Source organism: Agarivorans albus, from assembly GCF_019670105.1.
Classification (GTDB): domain Bacteria; phylum Pseudomonadota; class Gammaproteobacteria; order Enterobacterales; family Celerinatantimonadaceae; genus Agarivorans; species Agarivorans albus.
Window position 1 is genome coordinate 3,085,618 of the sequence record NZ_AP023032.1, and the last position, 14,974, is coordinate 3,100,591.

At 42.9% G+C, this 14,974-nt stretch carries 18 protein-coding genes; 13 read left to right on the forward strand and 5 right to left on the reverse strand.

The features are described from left to right. Positions 1–268: 268 nt before the first annotated feature. The gene (locus K5620_RS13895; protein WP_016401779.1) at positions 269–595 is read right to left on the reverse strand and encodes a hypothetical protein; all 327 of its coding nucleotides are present in this window, start codon (positions 593–595) and stop codon (positions 269–271) included. 283 nt (positions 596–878) lie between these two features. On the opposite strand from K5620_RS13895, the gene rdgC reads away from it, so the two are divergent. The 11 genes from rdgC to K5620_RS13950 all read left to right on the forward strand — a co-directional run bounded on the left by rdgC (position 879) and on the right by K5620_RS13950 (position 9,341). Next, complete coding sequence (rdgC, locus tag K5620_RS13900; protein ID WP_016401780.1) at positions 879–1,787, forward strand: recombination-associated protein RdgC; 909 nt, start codon at positions 879–881, stop codon at positions 1,785–1,787. Between the two features lie 177 nt (positions 1,788–1,964). Then, positions 1,965–3,332, forward strand: a complete 1,368-nt coding sequence (gene trhP, locus K5620_RS13905) for a prephenate-dependent tRNA uridine(34) hydroxylase TrhP (RefSeq protein WP_016401781.1) — start codon at positions 1,965–1,967, stop codon at positions 3,330–3,332. Between the two features lie 2 nt (positions 3,333–3,334). Then, positions 3,335–3,607 carry a YfhL family 4Fe-4S dicluster ferredoxin gene (locus K5620_RS13910; protein WP_016401782.1) on the forward strand — a complete coding sequence of 91 codons (273 nt, stop codon included), beginning with the start codon at positions 3,335–3,337 and terminating at the stop codon, positions 3,605–3,607. A 397-nt stretch (positions 3,608–4,004) separates the two neighbouring features. Then, the gene (locus tag K5620_RS13915) at positions 4,005–4,772 is read left to right on the forward strand and encodes a hypothetical protein (RefSeq protein WP_016401783.1); all 768 of its coding nucleotides are present in this window, start codon (positions 4,005–4,007) and stop codon (positions 4,770–4,772) included. Positions 4,773–4,885: 113 nt separating this feature from the next. Further along, complete coding sequence (locus K5620_RS13920) at positions 4,886–5,269, forward strand: hypothetical protein (RefSeq protein WP_215426395.1); 384 nt, start codon at positions 4,886–4,888, stop codon at positions 5,267–5,269. A 35-nt stretch (positions 5,270–5,304) separates the two neighbouring features. Beyond that, positions 5,305–5,721 (forward strand): hypothetical protein, encoded by a 417-nt coding sequence (locus K5620_RS13925; protein WP_040307152.1) that lies wholly within the window; start codon positions 5,305–5,307, stop codon positions 5,719–5,721. Between the two features lie 137 nt (positions 5,722–5,858). After that, the gene (locus tag K5620_RS13930) at positions 5,859–6,266 is read left to right on the forward strand and encodes a hypothetical protein (RefSeq protein WP_215426396.1); all 408 of its coding nucleotides are present in this window, start codon (positions 5,859–5,861) and stop codon (positions 6,264–6,266) included. Positions 6,267–6,374: 108 nt separating this feature from the next. Next, on the forward strand, positions 6,375–7,091 hold the full coding sequence (locus K5620_RS13935) for a hypothetical protein (RefSeq protein WP_016401786.1): 717 nt from the start codon (positions 6,375–6,377) through the stop codon (positions 7,089–7,091). A 113-nt stretch (positions 7,092–7,204) separates the two neighbouring features. After that, complete coding sequence (locus K5620_RS13940; protein ID WP_016401787.1) at positions 7,205–8,275, forward strand: hypothetical protein; 1,071 nt, start codon at positions 7,205–7,207, stop codon at positions 8,273–8,275. Between the two features lie 96 nt (positions 8,276–8,371). Continuing rightward, positions 8,372–8,773, forward strand: coding sequence for a hypothetical protein (locus tag K5620_RS13945; protein WP_040307154.1), 402 nt, complete (start codon positions 8,372–8,374; stop codon positions 8,771–8,773). A 106-nt stretch (positions 8,774–8,879) separates the two neighbouring features. Then, positions 8,880–9,341: a GNAT family N-acetyltransferase gene (locus K5620_RS13950; protein ID WP_040307155.1), complete on the forward strand. Its 462-nt coding sequence runs from the start codon at positions 8,880–8,882 to the stop codon at positions 9,339–9,341. 62 nt (positions 9,342–9,403) lie between these two features. Here the strand turns inward: K5620_RS13950 and katG are convergent, their stop codons facing one another. The 3 genes from katG to K5620_RS13965 form a co-directional block, all read right to left on the reverse strand. Continuing rightward, a complete protein-coding gene (gene katG, locus K5620_RS13955) occupies positions 9,404–11,569 on the reverse strand; it encodes a catalase/peroxidase HPI (RefSeq protein WP_016401788.1) in 2,166 nt (721 codons plus the stop codon). A 480-nt stretch (positions 11,570–12,049) separates the two neighbouring features. Next, a complete protein-coding gene (locus K5620_RS13960) occupies positions 12,050–12,727 on the reverse strand; it encodes an LrgB family protein (protein ID WP_016401789.1) in 678 nt (225 codons plus the stop codon). After that, complete coding sequence (locus K5620_RS13965) at positions 12,727–13,143, reverse strand: CidA/LrgA family protein (protein WP_016401790.1); 417 nt, start codon at positions 13,141–13,143, stop codon at positions 12,727–12,729. The genes K5620_RS13960 and K5620_RS13965 overlap by 1 nt, the downstream gene beginning before the upstream one ends. Before the next feature lie 92 nt (positions 13,144–13,235). Between K5620_RS13965 and K5620_RS13970 the strand changes: the two genes are divergently transcribed. Both K5620_RS13970 and K5620_RS13975 read left to right on the forward strand, forming a co-directional pair. Beyond that, entirely contained in the window at positions 13,236–14,246 is a 1,011-nt protein-coding gene (locus tag K5620_RS13970; RefSeq protein ID WP_016401791.1) for a 2-hydroxyacid dehydrogenase, read from the forward strand. Between the two features lie 99 nt (positions 14,247–14,345). Then, positions 14,346–14,507 carry a hypothetical protein gene (locus tag K5620_RS13975; RefSeq protein ID WP_016401792.1) on the forward strand — a complete coding sequence of 54 codons (162 nt, stop codon included), beginning with the start codon at positions 14,346–14,348 and terminating at the stop codon, positions 14,505–14,507. Between the two features lie 72 nt (positions 14,508–14,579). On the opposite strand, the gene K5620_RS13980 is transcribed toward K5620_RS13975, so the two are convergent. Further along, on the reverse strand, positions 14,580–14,963 hold the full coding sequence (locus K5620_RS13980; RefSeq protein ID WP_016401793.1) for a nuclear transport factor 2 family protein: 384 nt from the start codon (positions 14,961–14,963) through the stop codon (positions 14,580–14,582). Positions 14,964–14,974 lie beyond the last annotated feature (11 nt).

Consider the following 14,974-nt stretch of genomic DNA (forward strand, 5'->3'; position numbering starts at 1 on the left):
GTTTCCTGCCACGGTAGTGCATTGTGTTCATAAGCTTAGCCGCGAAATGATTACTACACAAAGGGATAAAAACTAAAGGTAGAATATGAATAGAGAAACAACTTAATCTGTAAGTAACTAATACAATCCAAAGTAACAGCTTGTTTGTTGGTGTAGAACCAAAGCCTCAAATGGATTGGATACAGTCGATACCTCGCCTAATCACGAGGTATCGACATGGAAAACTTGCTTTAAAGAAGCAACCAGCTAATAAGTTTGCGATTAAAACTTAAGGTAAGACGGTTATTGAAGTGATATCGCAAAAGCTTTCATATTGGCGAGTTTGTGCTTTTATTTTCACCTTATCATCACTACCCGCTAACTGTTCTAGCAACGCAGCATACTCATTATATTTAGGGTGTTCACTCAATAGATAAAGACCACCTTGACTTGCAGGGCAACTATTAATGCTTGGGGCCGGTAATACCGCCACCAGCAAACCTTGCTTTACTTCTTCTACACCAGCTATTCGCATTTGAGAGGGCAAATTAGCCAGCTCAGCCTGCGCTAGCGATGCCCATAATAGTGAGGCAACCACCATAATCTTTTTTATCATTTCACTCTCTCACAGTAAGGGGCTTGAATAATCTTGTTGAACCTTAGTTTACGCCTCGTCAGCCCATAAAAGCTAAGCATTAACTGCGATTTTGCTAATGGCTTCACAGCAAGCTCATTAAATAACAAATTTGTTCGCGAACTTCATTCAACACAAACACACTCAATCATTCTTTAACTATGTGGTTAGCATCAAAGCCCTCAAAAAAAACCGAAATCCCCACTGACAAGATAAGCAGTTTTGGTAGAATAGCGCCCCAAATTTATTAAAGAGCTATTCCGTTATGTGGTTTAAAAATCTAATGTTGTTTCGCATTACCAAAGAGCTAGAGCTCGAGCCAGAGAAGCTAGACGCTACTTTAGGCGAGCTAAGCTTTACCCCTTGCGGAAGCCAAGACTTAAGCAAATTTGGCTGGGTGACCCCCATGGGAAAATTTGGCCAAAGCTTAACTCACGTTATCGGTAACGAATATCTAGTCTGCGCTAAAAAAGAAGAGAAGATGCTACCTGCATCGGTTATTCGCGACACCTTAGCCGACAAAATTGAGCTTATCGAACAAGAGCAACAACGCCCGTTAAAGAAAGCCGAGAAAGACGCTCTTAAAGAAGAAATCGTGATGACTCTTCTACCTCGCGCATTCTCACGCACCAGCCTAACCTACGCTTGGGTAAGCCCAGACAACAACTTAATTGCAGTTGATGCTGGCAGCGCTAAAAAAGCCGAAGAAGTGATTTCCTTATTACGTAAATCCTTAGGCAGCCTGCCTGTTACACCCATTAAATTGGCTAATCAGGCTGACGTAACCATGACCGACTGGTTAAACGAAAAAGCCATTCCAGCCAACTTTGAGTTAGGTGAAGAAGCCGAGCTACGCAGCGCCTTAGAAGGTGGCGGTATTATTCGTTGTAAAGAACAAGACTTATTCAGCGACGAAATCAAGGTGCACTTAGATGCCGATAAGTTTGTGACCAAGCTAGAGCTTACCTGGGCTGACTCAATTCGCTTTTTAATTAGCGAAGACATGAGCATTAAAGGGGTTAAGTTCACCGATACCATCACCGAACAAAATGAAGACATCGATAAAAGTGATGTAGCTGCACGCTTTGATGCTGACTTTGCCCTAGCCAGTGGCGAGCTCACTAAGATGATCCCCGATTTAATCGCAGCCTTAGGCGGCGAATTAACCAGCTAAGTCCTCACAGTTACTTACCTATTTCACCAACCATTAACATAGTTTCAGATACTTGCTAAAGGTTGGTGATTTTTTAAGCAAAACCATTGCAAGCCCCGCTCGCTACGCGTAAAATGCGCGCCCTTATTGTGCTGCTCGCAGCCTTCCTCAATGATTCGACTAAGACCCGGAGCTTTGATGTTTACACCTGAACTACTGTCACCTGCTGGCACCCTTAAAAACATGCGTTATGCCTTTGCTTATGGCGCCGATGCGGTATACGCGGGCCAACCTCGTTACTCGTTACGTGTACGTAATAACGAGTTTAACCACGAGAATCTTGCCCTAGCGATTAACGAAGCGCATGCGCAAGACAAAAAACTCTACGTGGTAAGCAATATTGCCCCGCATAACGCTAAGTTAAAAACTTACCTGCGCGATATTGAGCCAGTGATCGCCATGAAGCCAGACGCCTTGATTATGTCTGATCCAGGCATGATTATGATGGTGCGCGAAGCCTTCCCCGATCAAACTATTCATTTATCGGTTCAAGCCAACGCAATTAACTGGGCCACGGTTAAATTTTGGCAGCAACAAGGTGTAGAGCGAGTGATTTTGTCACGCGAACTATCGCTAGACGAAATCGAAGAAATTCGTATGCAAGTGCCAGAAATGGAGCTTGAAGTATTTGTGCACGGCGCATTATGCATGGCCTACTCTGGCCGCTGTTTGCTGTCGGGCTACATTAATAAGCGCGATCCAAACCAAGGAACTTGCACGAACTCGTGCCGCTGGAAGTACAACGCGCACGAAGCCAAAGAAAACGAAGTAGGCGATATTATTGCTGCCCAACCGCAAGTAGTTGAACCTACCCTGGGTGCAGGCGCGCCGAGCGACCAAGTATTCTTATTGCAAGAGCAAGGCCGCCCTAACGAGTATATGCCAGCCTTTGAAGATGAGCACGGCACTTACATCATGAACTCAAAAGACTTACGTGCTATTCAGCACGTAGAGCGCTTAACTAAAATGGGTGTGCACTCACTTAAAATTGAAGGCCGTACTAAGTCTTTCTACTACTGTGCGCGTACAGCCCAAGTGTATCGCCAAGCGATTAACGATGCTGTAGCTGGAAAACCCTTCGACCCAAGCCTAATGGGCACGCTGGAAAACCTAGCGCACCGCGGGTATACCGAAGGCTTCTTACGCCGCCATACTCACGATGAGTACCAAAACTACGACTATGGTTATTCGGTAAGCGATACTCAACAATTTGTAGGTGAAGTGGCAGGCCGCAACCAAGCAGGCCTTGCCGAAATCACCGTTAAAAACAAATTTGTACTGGGTGATACGCTGGAGCTTATGACACCTCAAGGTAACCTTAACTTCAAATTAGAGCATCTAGAGAACAAAAAAGGTGAGCTCATTGACGATGCTAAAGGCAGCGGCCACACTGTATTTTTGCCAGTGCCAGAAAACGTAGATTTAGAGCACGCACTTATAATGCGCAATCTTCAATCTGGCCAAGATACCCGCAACCCGCATCAAGCTGCAGAAGTTAAGGCTTAAACATGGCCTTGCTCATTAGCAAAAAATGCATCAACTGTGATATGTGCGAGCCAGAGTGCCCTAATCAGGCTATCTCTTACGACGGCATTATCACGGTAATTGACCCAGAGCGTTGCACCGAATGCAAAGGCCATTACGACCGCCCAACTTGCATAGATGTTTGCCCAATTGACTGCATTGCCGTAGACCCAGCATATAAAGAAAGCGAAGAGCAGCTATATGATAAGTTTGTTGCCTTGCATGGCGACATGCTAATTGCCAAAGGCTCCGCTTAGCGCTTTAAAGCTCGACGCTAAAACTAACAAGCCGCAGCCACATACTGCGGCTTTTGTTTATCGTCTAACACATGGCAGACAATAGACTCACTTCCACGTTTCTAACCCTTTACGTATTAAAAAGCTGAACTAACCCACCTATCTGCCCATGATTTTTCTATCTTTGGCTGGGCAAAAAACACTGTAATGATATACAGGAACCTTTGATTCCTACTTTCTACATGTGATTGCATACTTTCATGCTGATGTTTTTGTTATTTTTCGAGCTAGGTGGCTGATGTAGCGTAGGAAAGGTGATAGCCTTGGTTTTATCAAATGTATGATAAGAGGAAAAATTCCGTGTTTAAACAAGGAAATTTTCCTATTAATAAACTGTTAGAACTACTAGGGAAGTATTGTGGACACCTTGAAGAAAATCCTATTTTTTGACGTATTTCCCTTCTTATGTAGGTTAATAGGATGTGGTTTATTAGCCATCGCTTTATATGGAATCGGTTTCCCGCCTAAAACTGATATTGGCACTACATCAGGTTTATTGTTAATTCTGTCTCTGTTTTTCATTTTGTTGCCGTTAGCCAAAAAGATTAGTTTAGGTAAGTTACTTACCTTTGAGCGAGAAATAGAAAAGGTAAAGACAGAAGTTACAGATTTTAAGGGCGAGACAAGAGAGTTCTTAAATGTCTACAGTAATATGATTACGGCCATATCAAATACTGTTAATCAAACTGTAAATGTTCATCTCCCAGGAAAAGAACAAGTCCAAGAAGCTAAAGATGAGTTGAAATCAACGATTCAGCAGGAAGATAACGGCTTCAGTATCGAAGATGAATTGCAGGAATACATCAGTCTTTCAGGTAATGACATTAACTTTGCTCTGGCTCGCCTGCGAATGGATTTAGAGAAATCGATGCGTGCAATTTTGGGTAAAAGAACTCAAACATCAGATCCTACCGAAATGAAATCAAAATTCATGTCGGCTAGGCAGCTATTTAAAGAACTTACGATTGAATACCCTAATTATAAAGGGATGCACAGTTCTTATGATTACATACTTAAAATATGCAACGCCGCTATTCATGGTCAGCAAATATCTAATGGGCATGCTCAGGAAGCTCTATATATGGGACTGCAAATGTTAAAAGAATTAGAGCGTGTGCAAAAGTAGTTCTAACAAGTTGCCCAAAAGGACGCAAAACGCTTGGCTTGCGCTCCTTCGTCGCTAAGTATAGCCAAGCATTTTTCGCCTCTTAGCAAGGCGTTATATGCAAGTGAGAATTGATGACTCAATCTAGAAATGAAAGATATGTTAGATGGCAAGATTACCGAATTAATCATTTATCTTTTTCAATAAATTTGTTTTTAAGCTTTTCGGTGGCTTCAATAGCTTTACTTATTAGCATGTTGCTTAAGGATTTGAAGGGCAATGAAATAGGAGAGTTAGTTTTAACTATCTGGGCTTACAGCGCTATTGCTGGGTGTTTGGCAACTATCTTTCGGTTGTTAGACTTCCGCTATACATCAAGAAAAATAAGAAAAAGAACATGCGTTAATGCATTTGTAGCTAGGCATGTAGGTAAGTTAACTTGGTCAATGTTCTGGTCTCAAGTTATTTTGTATTCATGTGGCGCATATTTTTTTATATACGGCGTAGTTTTAGCCTAAGCATATAACAAGGCATTTAAAACGGAACTAAAACAGTGGGTGAGGCTCTTCATATGGGGCAAACGCTAGAGTTTCTTACTCGGACGCTTGTTGCGATATTGAACGACAATTTTGATGTTGAAATAGAAGTTGAAGCACTCGTAATCCGTGAAGACCGTAAAACCCTAGGTCAACTCATCGGTTTACTAAAAAGCCACGCCGACATTGATGATGTTGGTGCTTCTATCTTGAAGCAAGCACTAGTTAAACGTAACTATATTGCTCACGAGTTTTACATTAAAAATAACTACTTGTTCACCGACCTTGAGCATAGAAATAAGGTTTATCAAACTCTTGTAGAAGATACCAAAACTATGGCATTAGGTACTGCATTAATGTCCGGTTTCGTGGAGGGGTTTTGCGAGGCTCTAGCTATCGACAAGTCAAAAGTTCTGGTGAAACAGAGCATATAACAAAGCGTTTAAGACGGATTCCCAACGCTTGGCATTTTCGGTTTGATTCAGCTTTAGTGTTTAAGGCACAATGGTTTAGGTAGGGTGGTAGCGTTGCTCACCACTTAACGCGGCGTTATATTTCAACGGAGAGTGCTTTGAGAATAGCATTACTACTAATTACAATACTTCAGTGCTCTTCAGTGTTTGGGGTTGCAACAAATAAAGCAGATTTATGCCCAAACCTAATCGGTAGCTGGAAAGGGGAAAAGTCATACCCTGACATTAATGCTCATGAATCTTGGGTATCTACCTACCAACGAGATGGCAGCTCTTCAGTTACTTTTACGACTAAGTACCAAGGCGAAGTTACACAGGATACTGAAATAGGTTACTGGAAATGTGAGCAAAATATCTTAACAAAATATGAGTCTATAAACGGTGCAAATAAAGATTCGCCAAAAGTATATGAATTATTAGAAGTTAACCAGCAATTTATGCGCTACCTTACTATTCTGGATGCGAACACCGTTATTGAATACGTTGCGTATAAAGTTGAAATATAACAAACGCATCAACGCATGGACTAATAAAGCTTGGCTTGGTTCGAGCCTCACCAATTGTAGCCAAGCTTTATTAGCCCGTTATGCGGGCGTTAAATTGCTAGGAAAATTATGAGTCAAACCGAAATCCTTGCGATATGGGGCGCAGTTACAGGAACCGTTGGTACAGTCGCCGGTTTGCTTGGTCTCTGGCTTAGATTTAGGCAGCACGGCCTAGATAAACCACGACTGGTTTGCGAGGCCTCCTTCGGATTCGATTCCCCCAATCGGCCTAATCACAAAATAACGATTCGCTCAGTTGGTCGGCGGCCAGTAGCGATCGACAATGTAAAATATTTTATTAGGCCAAAGCTTTGGCATCATAGAATAACTAGAGCTTGGCAGCACAAAAAAGGGCGCTGGTTGTGGAATCAGAAGCCAAGGGAAAGTATTAAGCTCAATGAAGGTGAGAAAAGGGAAATAGTCATCTCATTGCCCGATGGGCTCGATATCACAGATATTTATAGGGTTGAGGTTGTAGACCAAACAGCACGCAGATGGCCTGTAAAATGGGTATCTAAGTCTAGGCTGTGCAAAACTGCAACTCAGGAAACACTTGACGAATTCGCCGACGAAAATGACAAGCGTATAGTCAGCGCTACTGGATATCGCGTAGGCGAAAGGTACTATTTGGACACAAAGTTCAATACCAAGCCGGGAAGAGCTGGTAAATCTTGTGGAAGAGGATTTTGGTTCTTTGATGTGCAGAAGTATCGGGAGAAACTCCAAGACGTAAAGTGCAATCAGACTAGCTCCTTTCTATCTGGCGAGGCCGAGGAAATTAAGTAGCAATTTAACAAGGCCAGTCACAGCGACGGCTTTTTCGTTGCGGCTTCGCCTTCACTACAAAGCCGCGCGTGCTGGCGGCGTTACATGCCTAAAGCTCACTGTACGGAGATTGAATGAAGGTTATATTTGATACAAACCAGAGCAAGACTGTTCTATCTAAATTTAAACACAAGGTAGATGTGCTTGTTCCCGATGATGATTTTGGAAAACAAAGAAACAGTCTGATTCGATTGGTTGTCAGCTCAATGGAGAATAAGCCAGAGCAATGGGATAATCTTTGCCAGATAAACATTGAATGGATAGGGGATCAATTCATTAGCCGACTTTCAGATGAAGAACAGAAACTGTCAAAGGAAAGGCTAGATGATATTTGCTCAATGTGTTTTAGGTTTCTATTTGAATTATACCTTTCAATGAAGAATGACCTCGCTATGGAATTTGAGTCTGCTAGACGTTTTGTTTTCAATAATGTGGGTTTGTTTGAGAGTCACGCGAAGGAGCAAATTGAATTTGCAATCCGTGACATGCCAATCAGTATATTCAAATCAATTGCGAATAGTGACTCGATAGAGAGCATTAAAGATTTCAATTCTATTTCTGCAAAAGCTGAAGAACTAAAAAAAGAGTGGGAAAAAGATATTGTAGATAAAGAAACTAGAGTAAATAAGCTAAAGGAATCCCTTTCAGAGTATGAAAACGGTTTTAATTTCGTCGGTCTCTTTCAAGGTTTCGATGATCTAGCAAAGGAAAAATCTGATGAGCGAGACAATATACTCTTTTGGCTTAAGGTATTATCTGCACTTGTAGTTTTACCAGTATTGGCAGAGCTTATAATAATTTATAAAAATATCGACAACATAGCAGCTATTAAAGATGGGCTAATCGTTTCTATATTTCCAACACTATCCTTGGCTGCTATCGCGATTTACTATTTCAGGGTGTTACTCTTTAACTATAAATCAGTAAAATCTCAGCTATTGCAAATTGATTTACGAAAGACTCTTTGTAGGTTTATTCAACATTACTCTGAATACTCCAGTGAAATCAAGAAGCAAGACTCAGAGTCATTGGCGAAATTTGAGAACATTATATTTTCTGGAATTGTTACTGAGGATGGAAACTTGCCCTCTACTTTTGATGGTGTAGAGCAAATAGGAAAGCTAATAAAGTCAGCAAAATCATGAAACGGCATGTAACAAGTCAATCAACTTCGCACCCTCGGTGCCGGACGCAGCAAAACTGTGCCGGTTATTGAAACGTTACACGACTGAGGTTGAATTTTGGACTACGTTGTACCTTTTTTGGCATTGATTGGGTTGGTTGTGGCTTTTGTGCCCTTGTATCTAAACACTCCCAAACGTCCGAAATACGATGCTTTAGGCGACCTGGTCGGCAAAAAGTTTTTTGGCTTTGTTCGAGTTGACTGGGATTCTCAACCTGTACATTTTATTGTCGGAAAAGAGCAGTTAGGAATCATAGGGGGTTTTCCAAGTTTTAGTTTACTGCTTGATATAAATGATCTTGAGTTATCAATAAAAAGAGAATTTATTGGCTATAAAGTAATAATAATTTCCAATGACTTTTATACAGAGCATTTATTCAAGCAACTAATCGTATCAGCTAGGGTAGCCAAAAAGCTTCAAAAGCTCACAAATGGGAAGTTAGCCCTTCGAGATGTATAACAATGCAAGTCACTAACTCGTCGCTACGTTCCTCAAGAACAAAGGCCACAATGCGGCAAGCCGCAGGCCTTTGCCCGTGCTTGCGGGGTTACAGCCAGGTAAAATCATGTCGAAATCAATAGAAGTTCGTACAGCCAAATCGGGCGATGCTAATGATACAGCTGCTATTTATCTTGAATCTCGAAAAGAACTGGTTGCTTTTGCGCCAGTTGTCCACTCTGACGAAGAAGTACATTCTTGGATTAAGGAGCAGCTGATACCCAGTGGTGGAGTGCTTGTGGCTGAACTAAAGGGTAAATTAGTTGGTATGTGTTCCCTATCAGAAGCGGAGGAAGTTGACTGGATTGACAACTTGTACCTCAAGCCTTCTGAGGTTAGAAAAGGGATCGGCACGGCTCTTTTACGAGAAGCATTAGCTCGAGTTGGTAGACCATGCAGACTATATACTTTTCAGGAAAATCGAGCAGCGAGACAATTTTATGAAAAGCAAGGGTTTGAAGCGATTGAATTTAGTGATGGCTCGGCGAACGAAGAGAACGTTCCCGATGTTTTATATGAACTTGTTTAGGACAGTACACATCAAATAAAAAGGGCTCCACAAGGAGCCCTGTGGTTAGTTATCGATTGAGCTTATACATCGAAGCGATCAGCGTTCATTACTTTAGTCCAAGCGGCAATAAAGTCTTTGGCGAACCTTTCTTTATTGTCGTCTTGTGCGTAAAACTCAGCATAAGAACGCAGTACTGAGTTAGAACCGAACACCAAATCAACTCGCGTTGCTGTCCATTTAACTTCTCCACTAACCCGCTCACAAATGTCGTAAGAGTTTCTGCCCGTTGGCTTCCAGGTGTTAGCCATATCGGTAAGGTTTACGAAGAAATCATTGCTTAATGTGCCAACCTTGTCGGTAAACACTCCCGCTTCAGAACCCGCATAATTGGTGCCTAAGACTCGCAAACCACCAATTAGCACAGTCATTTCTGGCGCACTTAAGCCCATTAACTGAGCGCGGTCGAGCAGTAACTCTTCTGCAGTAACCACATAATGCTTCGGCAAGTAGTTACGAAAACCGTCTGCTTGTGGCTCCAATACTTCAAAAGACTCCACATCGGTCATCTCTTGGCTTGCGTCGCCTCGGCCAGCCGTAAACGGTACAGCCAAGTTTAAACCGGCTGCTTTAACGGCTTGTTCAACTCCCACATTACCAGCAAGTACAATTACATCGGCAAGGCTTGCACCTGTATCTGTAGCAATTGCTTCCAATACACTTAATACTTTAGCCAGTTTTTCTGGCTCGTTAGCCTGCCAATCCTTTTGCGGAGCTAGGCGGATCCGCGCGCCATTTGCTCCACCACGTTTATCAGAGCCACGATACGTGCGGGCGCTATCCCAAGCGGTAGCCACCAATTCAGCTACGCTTAGGCCGCTAGCAGCAATGCGTAGTTTTACTGCATCTACATCATAAGATGTTGAACCTGCAGGAATAGGATCTTGCCAAATAAGATCTTCGGCTGGAATATCTGGCCCGACATAAACAGACTTAGGCCCCATGTCGCGATGGGTTAATTTGAACCAAGCTCGTGCAAAGGTTTTAGAGAAGTACTCTGGGTCATTCTTAAAACGCTCAGAAATCTTGCGATACTCTGGGTCTACTTTAAGTGCCATATCCGCGTCGGTCATTACTGGGTTATAACGAACACTAGGATCTTCAACATCGGTAGGTTTGTCTTGCTCTTTAATATCTACAGGTTCCCATTGAACAGCGCCTGCAGGGCTTTTTGATAACTGCCATTCATAACCAAACAGCAACTCAAAATAGCCATTATCCCATTGGGTTGGATGGGTAGTCCAAGCACCTTCAATACCGCTAGTAACGGTATCTCTGCCGATGCCACGCTTGCTATGGTTATTCCAGCCTAAGCCTTGTTCTTCAATGCCCGCGCCTTCTGGCTCTGCACCCAATAAAGAAGCGTCGCCATTACCGTGACACTTACCTACGGTATGACCACCAGCAGTTAAGGCAACAGTTTCTTCGTCGTTCATCGCCATACGTGCAAAGGTAGTACGCATATCTTGAGCGGTTTTAAGTGGGTCTGGCTTACCATCTACACCTTCGGGATTTACATAGATCAAACCCATCATTACTGCAGCCAATGGGTTTTCCAAATCACGTTCACCGGAGTAACGAGATCCTTCTCCGCCACTTTCTGCTAACCATTCTTTTTCAGCACCCCAATAAATGTCTTTTTCTGGGTGCCAAACATCTTCGCGTCCAAAAGCAAAACCAAAGGTTTCTAAGCCCATTGACTCATAAGCCATATTACCAGCTAGCAGCATTAAGTCGGCCCAGCTAAGCTTGTTGCCATATTTCTTCTTAATTGGCCATAATAGACGACGCGCCTTATCTAAATTGGCATTATCTGGCCAAGAATTTAACGGTGCAAAACGCTGGCTACCACTAGCACCGCCCCCGCGGCCATCTGCAACGCGATAGGTACCAGCCGAGTGCCAAGCCATACGAATCATCAAACCACCATAATGCCCCCAATCTGCTGGCCACCAACCTTGGCTATCGGTCATTAAGGCTTTTAAGTCTTTTTTTAAGGCTTCTACATCAAGGGTTTTGAGCGCTTCGCGATAACTAAACGCCTCACCAAAAGGGTTGGTTTTAGTATCATGCTGATGAAGAATATCTAGGTTCAGTGACTTGGGCCACCAATTCATATTTGCCGCTTGTGGTGTAGTTGCTCCACCATGCATTACTGGGCACTTTCCACCAGAACTATCGTTGCTCATATTCATTCCTTAATTATCGCGTTTACATTGTTTTTGTATCGGCTTTACAAAAAAGCCGTAGACTAATTTTCGACTCAAGATAAAGCGTATAACCTTATCGTTGAGCTAGCCAATTTGTATAAACTATCGCAGCAATAAGCGACAGTAACCTTAAAATAAATGTGGTTATTAATGTTTTAACTCAAAACAATTATGGAGAACTAAGAACTTTACAAAACTTTACTTTTAGGTGAGTAATTAGAGCGCAGAGCCAACAATTGTTAGAGCAAAACTTGTGCAACTGAGGCAGTTTAAGATATGCCTAAACTTGCTAACACGCTGGGTAAGCTTAGCGCTAGAAACTAGGCGAGTGACTGGAAGTTAGGCTTCAAATTATAGCTAATAGTAAATCAAGCAACGTAGCTATGCTGCTTAATCGGGAATAAGGTATTCACTTAGCTAGTGTAGACATCAAGCTTTAAGGGTTGAGTAAGATTGAACTCAGGCAAACAACGGCACAATAAGTGGACAAAGCATTGCGCTAAAAGTAGCACTGAGCACTAATGCTAAGGCGCCATAAGCGCCTTGCTGATGCCCCTCTTCAGCAATACGGGCTGTCCCTAAAGCGTGACAGGCGGTGCCCATGGCAATGCCTTGCGCTTTGCTTGAATGCACACCACATAATTTAAGTACCGGTATCCCTACTACCGCACCCACTAAGCCAGTTATCAGTACAGCAATAGCCGTTAATGCGGGCTCACCTGCCACTTGTTCACTAATTAGCACCGCAATAGGCGTAGTAACTGATTTAGGTGCTAAAGACGCTGCGATTTCAGGCGATGCCCCAACCACCAGCGCCAAGCCAACTGTAGTAGCAATAGCCACAACTGCCGCAACAACAATGGTAATAGCAATACGTGGTAGTTCTGCTTTTATATCGTATAACTGCTTATATAAAGGAACACCTAAGGCAACCACTGCCGGCTCTAGTAGCTTACTTAGCCACCCACTATATTGATTGTAATCGTCAAAAGAGATGTCTAATGCCAACAAACTAACCACCAATATACTCAAGGTAATTAGAACGGGATTAAGCCAGGTAACCGAAAAACGTTGTTGCAGATGTTTTGCAGCAATGAACAATCCAATGGTTAGTGGCAGGTAAAGAAAATTCACCATTATTTTGCCTCCCCGTCTACGGATTGTGGCTGAGTGGCCTTAAGCTCGTGCTTATTCTCCCAGTGTTGGTAAGTTTTGCCAACCACTACCAGTAAAATCAGAGTCGCCAAAGCACAAGTAAGCAACATTGCAGGCAAAGCCTGTAATAAAGTTTCAATATGTTCTACTAAACCAATACTAATAGGCACAAACAAAAGTGACATCCAGCGGACAAATTGATTAGCAGTTCGCTCTACCCAAGCCAGTTTAATCCAGCGAAACTGTAAGGCTATAGTTAACAGCAGCATACCCACAATGCTTGCAGGGAGAAGGTTTCCGCTAAGATCGCTTAACCAAAGGCCAGCCCACAACGCGGCGTAAATCACTAACAAACCAGAGGCAATTTCTAGAACAGCTAATTTCTGAAACTTTCTCATAACTCTTGTCGACTTTTGTTATTCAATGACGCTATTATGTAATAAAATTACAAAACAAGCTATCGTTAGCTAACATTGTTTTAGGAGACGCTATGAAGATTAGTTTTTTCAGCGCTAAGCGCTACGACCGCGAACATTTTGATGCCCAAAATACATCTTCAGCTTTTAGCATCGAGTATTTCGATACTGCCCTCTCGGCAAAAACTGCCCGCTTAGCCCATGGCGCTGATGCGGTATGTGCCTTTGTAAATGACGACTTATCTGCCGCAACTTTGGAAGCCTTAGCCGAACACGGGATCCAACTTATACTGTTGCGCTGTGCTGGCTTTAACAATGTTGATCTCGCCAAAGCAGAGCAACTAGGCATTACCGTTTCACGCGTACCGGCATACTCACCGGAAGCGGTGGCCGAACATGCCATCGCGTTGATGATGACCTTAAACCGCCGTATTCACAAAGCTTACCAACGCACCCGCGATGCCAACTTCTCTTTAGAAGGTTTAACCGGCATGAACATCTTTGGTAAAACCGCGGGAGTAATAGGCACCGGGAAAATCGGCTTAGCCACTGCGCGCATACTCAAGGGTTTTGGTTGCCGAGTCATTGCTTTTGACCCTTACCCAAATGACGCAGCTAAAGAGCTAGGCATAGAGTACGTAAGCATGGCAGAGCTACTGGCGCAATCAAACATCATTACTTTGCACTGCCCGCTTACCCCTGAAAATACTTACTTAATTGGTAAATCGGCTTTTAGCCAGATGAAAAAAGGCACTTTGCTGATTAACACCAGTCGCGGCAAACTGGTAGATTCCACGGCCTGTATTGAAGCACTAAAAGATGGGACATTAGGCGGCTTAGCTTTGGATGTGTATGAACATGAGAAAGAATTGTTCTTTGAAGATTTATCCGCCGAAGTCATTTTGGATGACGTGTTCCGCCGTTTGTCAGCTTGTCACAACGTTATCTTTACTGGTCACCAAGCCTTTTTAACCCAAGAGGCCTTGCAAAGCATTGCCGACACCACCTTGCTAAACGCCAACGCATTTAGCCAAGGACAACGTAACGGCAATGAAGTAACCGCTGAAGTGGTAGACAACAGCTAATCTAAATTTTGGTGAAATACCAATCCAAACCATAAACTAAAGGCAGCATAAAAATGCTGCCTTTTTAGACTTAGAGTGCACATTGGCTATAAGTTGGTTATGTGGACCATTGGTCCCAATGTAGACGGTTTGTTTGGCTTCGCCGCGCTTTGGCAAGTATGGTTATTAACTGAGGTATTAGCTGTTGTGTTGTACCTGCCTACTCGTGCGTTCTCACGCTATAAGCACAGTAGCAACAAAGCTTGGATAAAGTACTTTTAATTCTTCTGCTCCCAGATACAACAAAGCCGACCTTTAGTCGGCTTTATACCCAATGCTGCAGCTCCATTTTTACTAGAACATACTATTGCCATTAGCACTGCCTTCTGGCACTTCTTGTATGCTGTCCCAATGCTCTACTATTTTGCCATTCTCATCAAAGCGGAAAAAATCCATGGTGACATATTGGTCATTTCCCGGCCAAATCTGGTGAGTATGTAACGCCACCATGTCACCTTCGGCAATACAGCGTAGAAACTTAATTTGTTTGTTGGGGTAGTCACGCTGCATTTCATCGAAGTAGTCAATAAAACCTTGCAAGCCATTTTTAACTAAAGGGTTATGCTGAATGTATTCATCTCCGACATACATTTTTACCGCCTTAGCTGGCTCACCCAAATAAGCCATTTGATAAAATGCCACGGCGTTAGCTTTATTCTGCTTTAACTGGCTGCCCATATTTTCTCCCA

Coding starts and splice junctions, on each gene's coding strand:
- K5620_RS13970 (WP_016401791.1), top strand. CDS start 13,236: ATGAAGATTAGTTTTTTCAGCGCTAAGCGCTACGACCGCGAACATTTT.
- K5620_RS13965 (WP_016401790.1), bottom strand. CDS start 13,143: ATGAGAAAGTTTCAGAAATTAGCTGTTCTAGAAATTGCCTCTGGTTTG.
- K5620_RS13940 (WP_016401787.1), top strand. CDS start 7,205: ATGAAGGTTATATTTGATACAAACCAGAGCAAGACTGTTCTATCTAAA.
- K5620_RS13960 (WP_016401789.1), bottom strand. CDS start 12,727: ATGGTGAATTTTCTTTACCTGCCACTAACCATTGGATTGTTCATTGCT.
- rdgC (WP_016401780.1), top strand. CDS start 879: ATGTGGTTTAAAAATCTAATGTTGTTTCGCATTACCAAAGAGCTAGAG.
- K5620_RS13920 (WP_215426395.1), top strand. CDS start 4,886: ATGACTCAATCTAGAAATGAAAGATATGTTAGATGGCAAGATTACCGA.
- katG (WP_016401788.1), bottom strand. CDS start 11,569: ATGAGCAACGATAGTTCTGGTGGAAAGTGCCCAGTAATGCATGGTGGA.
- K5620_RS13980 (WP_016401793.1), bottom strand. CDS start 14,963: ATGGGCAGCCAGTTAAAGCAGAATAAAGCTAACGCCGTGGCATTTTAT.
- K5620_RS13935 (WP_016401786.1), top strand. CDS start 6,375: ATGAGTCAAACCGAAATCCTTGCGATATGGGGCGCAGTTACAGGAACC.
- K5620_RS13895 (WP_016401779.1), bottom strand. CDS start 595: ATGATAAAAAAGATTATGGTGGTTGCCTCACTATTATGGGCATCGCTA.
- K5620_RS13950 (WP_040307155.1), top strand. CDS start 8,880: ATGTCGAAATCAATAGAAGTTCGTACAGCCAAATCGGGCGATGCTAAT.
- K5620_RS13975 (WP_016401792.1), top strand. CDS start 14,346: ATGTGGACCATTGGTCCCAATGTAGACGGTTTGTTTGGCTTCGCCGCG.
- K5620_RS13910 (WP_016401782.1), top strand. CDS start 3,335: ATGGCCTTGCTCATTAGCAAAAAATGCATCAACTGTGATATGTGCGAG.
- trhP (WP_016401781.1), top strand. CDS start 1,965: ATGTTTACACCTGAACTACTGTCACCTGCTGGCACCCTTAAAAACATG.